5 protein-coding genes are annotated in these 7,192 nt (G+C 72.1%); 3 read left to right on the top strand and 2 right to left on the bottom strand.

The window, feature by feature from the left end; translation table 11 throughout:
* The 3 genes from BI06_RS44690 to BI06_RS44680 form a co-directional block, all read left to right on the top strand.
* On the top strand, positions 1–1,335 hold a 1,335-nt coding region (locus BI06_RS44690; RefSeq protein WP_369826407.1), incomplete at its 5' end, for a trypsin-like peptidase domain-containing protein.
* A gap of 57 nt (positions 1,336–1,392) precedes the next feature.
* Positions 1,393–2,169, top strand: coding sequence for a response regulator transcription factor (locus BI06_RS44685; protein ID WP_043478756.1), 777 nt, complete (start codon positions 1,393–1,395; stop codon positions 2,167–2,169).
* Complete coding sequence (locus tag BI06_RS44680; RefSeq protein ID WP_082559106.1) at positions 2,166–3,665, top strand: cell wall metabolism sensor histidine kinase WalK; 1,500 nt, start codon at positions 2,166–2,168, stop codon at positions 3,663–3,665. Before BI06_RS44685 ends, BI06_RS44680 begins: the two co-directional genes overlap by 4 nt.
* Positions 3,666–3,773: 108 nt before the next feature.
* On the opposite strand, the gene BI06_RS44675 is transcribed toward BI06_RS44680, so the two are convergent.
* Both BI06_RS44675 and BI06_RS44670 read right to left on the bottom strand, forming a co-directional pair.
* Entirely contained in the window at positions 3,774–5,567 is a 1,794-nt protein-coding gene (locus BI06_RS44675) for a bifunctional UDP-sugar hydrolase/5'-nucleotidase (protein ID WP_051743063.1), read from the bottom strand.
* 257 nt (positions 5,568–5,824) lie between these two features.
* Positions 5,825–7,174, bottom strand: a complete 1,350-nt coding sequence (locus BI06_RS44670) for an ATP-binding protein (protein ID WP_037782249.1) — start codon at positions 7,172–7,174, stop codon at positions 5,825–5,827.
* Between the last annotated feature and the right edge of the window lie 18 nt (positions 7,175–7,192).

Raw genomic sequence — 7,192 nt, 5'->3', positions numbered from 1 at the left:
GAGGTGGTGGTCAAGCAGGCCCGCGCGCACATCGAGATGGACCCGGCCGGCACGGACGCGCGCGCCGCCCTGCGGCACGAGGCCGCGCTGCTCGCCCGGCTGGAGGGCCTGGGGCTCGCCCCGAGACCGGTCGAACTCGTCGAACAGGACGACTCGCTCTTCCTGGTGCAGGAACGGATCGCCGGACAGCCGCTCGGCAGCTGGGTCGCGGCCAGACTGCGCCGGGACGGCAGCCCCGACGTCGACTGGGCCGAGGCCGGACCGATGGCCCACATCCTGCTCGACCTCGTCGAGCGGGTGCACGAGCAGGGGCTGGTGCTGCGCGACCTCTCCCCCGGCCACGTGCTGGTCCAGCCGGACGGCTCGCTGCGGCTGGTGGACCTGGAGCTGGCCGCCGAGGCCGGCAGCCCCGCCGGCGCGGCCGGCGTGCCCGGCTACCGTGCTCCCGAGCAGGCGCCGGGGCGGCTCGCCCTGGTCACCGGGGTGGCCGCGGTCGCCGCCGTCCTCGGCGGGGTCACCGGCGGCGTCGTCGCCGCCCAGGGCCACAGCTCGGTGAGCCGCACCGGCACCGTCGCCAGCCCGGTCGCCGCCCGTTCCGACGGCAGCGCCGACGTCGCCGCCGTCGCGGCCGCCGTCTCGCCCAGCGTCGTCCAGATCACGGTGCAGACCGCGAACGGCACCGCCACCGGCACCGGCGTGGTCCTCACCGCCGGCGGCCAGATCCTCACCAACTACCACGTGGTCTCCGGCGCGGCCGCCGGCGGCCGGATCACCGTCACGTTCCACGACGGCTCCACCGCCACAGCCGCCCTCACCGGCACCGACAAGAGCCTGGACGCCGCCGTGATCACCGCGAGCGGCGCCAAGCAGCTCACCCCCGCCGTGCTCGGCGACTCCTCCGCCGTCGCGGTCGGCGACCCGGTCGTCGCCATCGGCAACCCCGAGGGCCTCACCGGCACCGTCACCTCCGGCATCATCAGCGCCGAGCACCGCGAGGTCACCGTCCAGCTCGACGAGGGCACCACCAGCGGCAACGGCGGCTTCGGCCTCCCCAACCTGCCCGGACTGCGCGGCAGCGCCCCGCAGAACAACGGCAGCACCACCACCTACCAGGCCTTCCAGACCGACGCCGCGCTCAACCCGGGCAACTCCGGCGGCCCGCTGATCAACGCCTCGGGACAGGTCATCGGCATCAACTCGGCCATGTACTCGCCGAGCGGATCGAGCGCCACCGCCGGCGGCAGCGGAGCCGGCAGCGTCGGCCTCGGCTTCGCCATCCCGATCGACGACATCAAGCAGGTGCTGCCCAAGCTGCAGTCCGGCCAGAACGTCTGAGCACGTCCGACAATTGACCCGAGCAGGGCCTCCCGCCACCAGAAAGGGCAACCGCCGATGACCCCGTCCGCCGACGACCGCACCCCCGCCGAGCCCGGGCAGCAGAACACCGCCCGGCTCCTCGTGGTCGACGACGAACCCGCCCTCCGGGACGCCCTGGAGAGCAGCCTCGTCTTCGAGGGCTACGAGGTCGCCACCGCCACCGACGGCTTCGAGGCCCTCGAGTCCGTCGAACGCAACCGGCCGGACCTCGTCCTGCTCGACATCATGATGCCCCGGATGGACGGCCTCACCGCCGTCCGCCGGATGCGCTCGCGCGGCGACACCGTGCCGGTGCTGATGCTCACCGCCCGCGACGCCGTCGGCGACCGGGTCACCGGCCTCGACGTCGGCGCCGACGACTACCTCGCCAAGCCCTTCGAACTCGACGAGCTGCTCGCCCGGGTGCGCGCCCTGCTGCGGCGCAACGCGCTCGCCAACGAGGCCGCCGCCCGGGCGGCCGCCGTCGAGGAGGAGACCGACGTCCTGGCCTTCGCGGACCTGCGGATGAACACCGCCACCCGCGAGGTCACCCGGTCCGGCCAGCCGGTCGAACTGACCCGCACCGAGTTCATGCTGCTGGAGATGTTCCTCGCCCACCCCCGCCAGGTGCTCACCCGGGAGCAGATCCTCAAGGCGGTCTGGGGCTTCGACTTCGAGCCCTCCTCCAACTCGCTGGACGTGTACGTGATGTACCTGCGCCGCAAGACCGAGCAGGGCGGCCTGCCCCGGGTCATCCAGACCGTCCGTGGGGTCGGCTACGCGCTCCGCCCGGCAGCCGGCACCGCGGCGTGAGCCCCACCGTCCCCCCGCCGCCGCTCGCCCCGCCGCGCATCCCGCGCCGCCGCGGCCGGCTCAGCACCTGGTACCGCGCGCGCTCCCTGCGCAGCCGGTTCGCCCTCCTCACGGCGGCGGCGGTCGCGGTGGCGATCGCCGCCTCGGCGCTGGCCTGCTGGTTCATCGTGGAGAAGCAGCTCTACGGCGTGGTACGCAGTGACCTGGAGAATGTGCGCGAGGGCGGTCCGCCGGCCCAGCTCGACGACTGCTCCCCCAGCCTTCAGAACGCGCTCAAGACTGTGCAGGGCACCGTCCCCCAGCCGCCGGGCGGCGGTTCCGCGCCTCGCGACACCCAGTACGTGATCCCCGGCCAGACACCGCTCTACTGCCTGCCGCCCATGGCCGCCAAGGCCATCGCGCCGGACCCCGATGACACTGCGGTCCTCTCCCTCCGGCCGAACCAGTTCATCATCCGCGAGGGCCACTACACCAATGGTGAACCCGCCCTGGTCCGGGTCTCCTGGACCAAACCGAAGGCCCTTCCCCCCACCTTGGTCATGGTCGCCACCTCCACCAAGGCCGTCGACGAGTCGCTCAACCGCCTCGCCTTCGTCCTCGGCGGGGTCGCCCTCGGCGGGATCGTCCTCGCCGCCGTCGCCGGGCGGCTCGTCGCCCGCTCCGCCCTCAAGCCGGTCGACCAGCTCACCGACGCCGTCGAGCACATCGCCCGCACCGAGGAGGTCGGCACCACCATCGCGGTCCAGGGTGACGACGAGATCGCCCGGCTCTCCACCTCGTTCAACTCCATGAGCACCGCGCTCGCCAACTCCCGCGAACGGCAGACCCGGCTGATCGCCGACGCGGGCCACGAGCTCCGCACCCCGCTCACCTCGCTGCGCACCAACGTCGACCTGCTGATCCGCAGCGACGACACCGGTCGGCCGCTCCCGCCCGCCACCCGCACCAAGCTGCTCGGCAACATGAAGGCCCAGATGCAGGAGCTCACCGTGCTGATCGGCGACCTGCTCCAGCTCTCCCGCCCGGACTCCCCCAAGCCGGTCCGCACCCTCTCCGTGGTGGCCGTGCACGAGATCGCCGAACGGGCGATCGAGCGCGCCAAGCTGCGCGGCCCGGGGCTGGTCTTCGAGATCTCCACCGCGCCCTGGTACGTCCACGCCGACGCCGCCGGTCTGGAGCGGGCGGTGATCAACCTGCTGGACAACGCGGTCAAGTACAGCCCGCCCGGCGGCACCATCGCCGTCCGGCTCGACGGGGGTGTGCTGACCGTCCGCGACCACGGTCCCGGCATCCCGCAGGACGAACTGCCCTACGTCTTCGACCGGTTCTGGCGCTCCCCGTCCTCGCGCCAGCTCCCGGGCTCCGGCCTCGGCCTGTCGATCGTCGCGCAGAGCGTCCGGGAGGCCGGCGGCGAGGTGTCGCTCGGCCCGGCCCAGGACGGCGGGCCGGGCGCGCTGGCCACCGTCCGGCTCCCCGGCGGCCCCTCCCCCGACTGAGGTCGCGCGGCCCAGAAGCAGAGCAGGCCCCGGGCGCGGGCACGAAAAAAGGGCGGGGCGCCCCGACAGCGCCCCGCCCCGGCCGGCTCACGGCCAGCGACCCTCGACTCAGTCGAGGACGCTGCCCGGGCCGATGACCTTGATGCGGTCCTGCGCCGGCGCCTTCAGCGGCGCGGCGGCCGAGCTGTTGGCACCGAGGTACGCGGCGAAGACGTCCAGGTCGGAGGCGCCGACGAGCTTGTCGGTGCCGGCCGCGAAGGCCGGGAAGCCGTCGCCGCCGCCGGCCAGGAACTCATTGGCCGCGACCCGGTACTTGGCGGACGCGTCGATCGGCGCGCCGTTCAGGCGGATCGAGTCGACGACGACCCGGTCGGCGCCCTTGTTGCGCATGTCCAGGGTGTAGCTGAGGCCCTTGGACGGCTGCAGGATCTTCGGCGAGGCGTCGTTGGAGCCGCTCACCTGCTGCTGCAGCAACTGGATCAGCTGGGCCCCGGTCAGCGTCTTGACCTGCATCATGTTGGTGAACGGCTGGACGGTGAACGCCTCGCCGTAGGTCACCACGCCGTCGCCCTCGGCGCCGCTCTGCTTGTAGACGAGGTCGGAGCGGATGCCGCCCGGGTTCATGAAGGCGACCTGCGCGCCGCCCTTGTCGGCGGCCGCGAGACCGGCCTGCTGGGCGTCGGCGATGACGTCGCCGAGCGGCTTCTCCGGGTCGTTGTTGCCACGGCCGTTGATGTCCGAGGCGATGTAGCCCAGCGGACGGTTGGCGATCGGGGCGGCGAGCTTGGAGTAGTGCGAGATCAGCTCCGTCATGTCCGGAGCCTTCTCGACGGTCCGGCGCACGATGTGGTTCTCGGCCTTGACCGACGGCCGGACGATCGCGCCGGTGGTCTTGTCGAGCTTCAGGTCGATCTCGGTGTACAGCCGGCCGAAGGAGGCCGCGCTGGTCACCGAGCGCGGCACGCCCTGCGGGTCGGGGATGGTGCAGGCGTACGCGTTGTGGGTGTGGCCGGTGACGATGGCGCCGACCGCCGGGTCGATCCGCTTGGCGATGTCGACGATCGGGCCGGAGATGCCCTCGCCGGCCGCGCCGCAGTCGTAGTTGTAGGTGCTGCTGGCCGGCAGGCCGCCCTCGTGGATCAGCGCGACGATCGAGTTGACGCCCTTGGCCTTCAGCTCGGCGGCGTACTTGTTGATCGTGCTGACCTCGTTGGCGAACTTGAGGCCCTTGACACCCTCGGCGGTGACGATGTTCGGCGTGCCCTCCAGGGTGACGCCGATGAAGCCGACCTTCACGCCCTGCGACTTGGTCACCCAGTACGGGGCCAGCAGCGGCTTGCCGGTCTTCTCGTTGGTGACGTTGGCCGAGAGGTAGTTGAAGTTGGCGCCCTTGAACGTGCGCCCCTCCTCGTAGCAGCCGTCGGTCGGGTGGCAGCCGCCGTCCTGGAGCCGGAGCAGCTCGGCGGAGCCCTCGTCGAACTCGTGGTTGCCGACCGAGGTGACGTCCAGGCCGAGCTTGTCCAGCGCCTCGATGGTGGGCTCGTCGTGGAACAGCGCGGAGGTCAGCGGCGAGGCGCCGACCAGGTCGCCGGCCGCGACGGTGATCGAGTCGTCGGCGGGGATCCGGGCCTGGCGCAGCGCGGTGGCCAGGTACTCGATGCCGCCGGCCGGGGTGCTGACCGGCTGGCCGGTGGCCGGGTCGATCTCCCGGATGGTGCCGGAGGACCCGGCCGGGGGCTCCAGGTTGCCGTGCAGGTCGTTGATCGCCAGCAACTGGAGGTTGACGGTCTTGGGCTTCTTGGCGGTCGCGGCCTGGGCCGCGGACGGCATGGCCACCGTGCCGACGAGGCCGGCGGCGGCGACGACGGCCAACGCAGACCGTCGGGTTCTGACGGAGAGCATGTAGGGGGTCCCCTGCACCTGTGAGAGCGCCCAGCTGTGGACAGGCCCGGGCGCGCGAGACGAGTGTCGTTGCGCGAGTGCAGCCTAGAGTCAACGCGCGTAGCTGTCAGGCCCCTGGACGTAACGACAGGGTTACCTACTGACGAATCGTCGACGGACTCTGCCCGCCGCACCGCGCGCCGGACCGCCCCCGCACCGGCGCCCCGCGGCGCGGCTCCGGGGCCCGGGAACACGCCCCGGGCCCGCCGGAGCCGGGCTCAGATCCCCGGCTCGGCCGCCAACTGGTGGTCGGCGCGCACCCGTTCGGCCACCGCGTCCTCGGTCATCGCCCGGTCGGTGTAGACCAGTGGGCGCTCCGCCTCGGTAATGATGTGCTTCACCACCTGGACGTTGCCGTTGACGTCCCAGACCGCGATGCCCGGCGAAAGTGTGGGGATGATCTCCACCGCCCAGCGGGGCAGGCCCAGCACCCGCCCGGTGGCCCGCGCCTCCTCGGCCTTCTGCATGTAGATCGTCCGGGTGGAGGCCATCTTGAGGATCGCCGAGGCCTCCTTGGCCGCCGCCCCGTCCACCACGTCCGACAGGTGGTGCACCACGGCGACGAAGGACAGGCCGAGCCGGCGGCCGAACTTCAGCAGCCGCTGGAACAGCTGCGCCACGAAGGGGCTGTTGATGATGTGCCACGCCTCCTCGACCAGGAAGATCCGCTTCTTGCGGTCCGGCCTGATCCAGGTGTGCTCCAGCCAGACGCCGACGATCGCCATCAGGATCGGCATCGCGATCGAGTTGCGGTCGATGTGCGACAGGTCGAAGACGATCAGCGGCGCGTCCAGGTCGATGCCGTCGGTGGTCGAACCGTCGAACATGCCCCGCAGGTCACCGTCGACCAGCCGGTCCAGCACCAGCGCCACGTCCAGGCCCCAGGACTGCACCTCGTCCACGGCCACCCCAAGCGACTCCACCGAGGACAGGTCGGGGCTGCGCAGGGTGTCGATGATGTCGTCCAGCACCGGCTGGCGGTCCCGGACCGTCGCCACCACGTGCCCGTGCGCGGCCTTCAGCGCGAACCCGGCCCGCTCCTCCAGACCGCGCCCCATCGCCACCTCGACGATGGTCCGCAGCAGCGACAGCTGCCCGGTCTGGGTGATCGCCGGGTCCAGCGGGTTGAGCTTCACCCCGCCGTCCCTGGCCGCCATCGGGTCCAGCCGGATCGACTTTATGCCCAGCGCGTTCGCGATCAGGTTCCACTCGCCGACCCCGTCCTCGCCCTGCGCGTCCAGGACCACCACCTGCCGGTCCCGGAACCGCAGCTGGCGCAGCACATAGGTCTTCTCCAGCGCCGACTTGCCGTTGCCGGACTCCCCCAGCACCAGCCAGTGCGGGGCGGGCAGCTGCTGTCCGTACAGCTGGAACGGGTCGTACACATACCCTTTGCCGCTGTACACCTCGCGCCCGATGATCACCCCGGAGTCGCCCAGCCCGGGCGCGGCGGTCGGCAGGTACACCGCCTGCGCCTGGCCGGTCGAGGTGCGCACCGGCAGCCGGGTGGTCTCCACCTTGCCGAACGCCAGGCTGGTGAACGCGTCGGTGAGGTTGCCGATCGCCATACGGGGGCCTCCAGATCA

The organism is Kitasatospora sp. MBT66 (genome assembly GCF_000710405.2).
Lineage (GTDB): Bacteria > Actinomycetota > Actinomycetes > Streptomycetales > Streptomycetaceae > Kitasatospora > Kitasatospora purpeofusca.
The sequence above is the reverse complement of the archived record's forward strand: the minus strand, read 5'-3'. Positions and strand labels throughout refer to the sequence as shown.

Coding starts and splice junctions, on each gene's coding strand:
- BI06_RS44685 (WP_043478756.1), top strand. CDS start 1,393: ATGACCCCGTCCGCCGACGACCGCACCCCCGCCGAGCCCGGGCAGCAG.
- BI06_RS44675 (WP_051743063.1), bottom strand. CDS start 5,567: ATGCTCTCCGTCAGAACCCGACGGTCTGCGTTGGCCGTCGTCGCCGCC.
- BI06_RS44670 (WP_037782249.1), bottom strand. CDS start 7,174: ATGGCGATCGGCAACCTCACCGACGCGTTCACCAGCCTGGCGTTCGGC.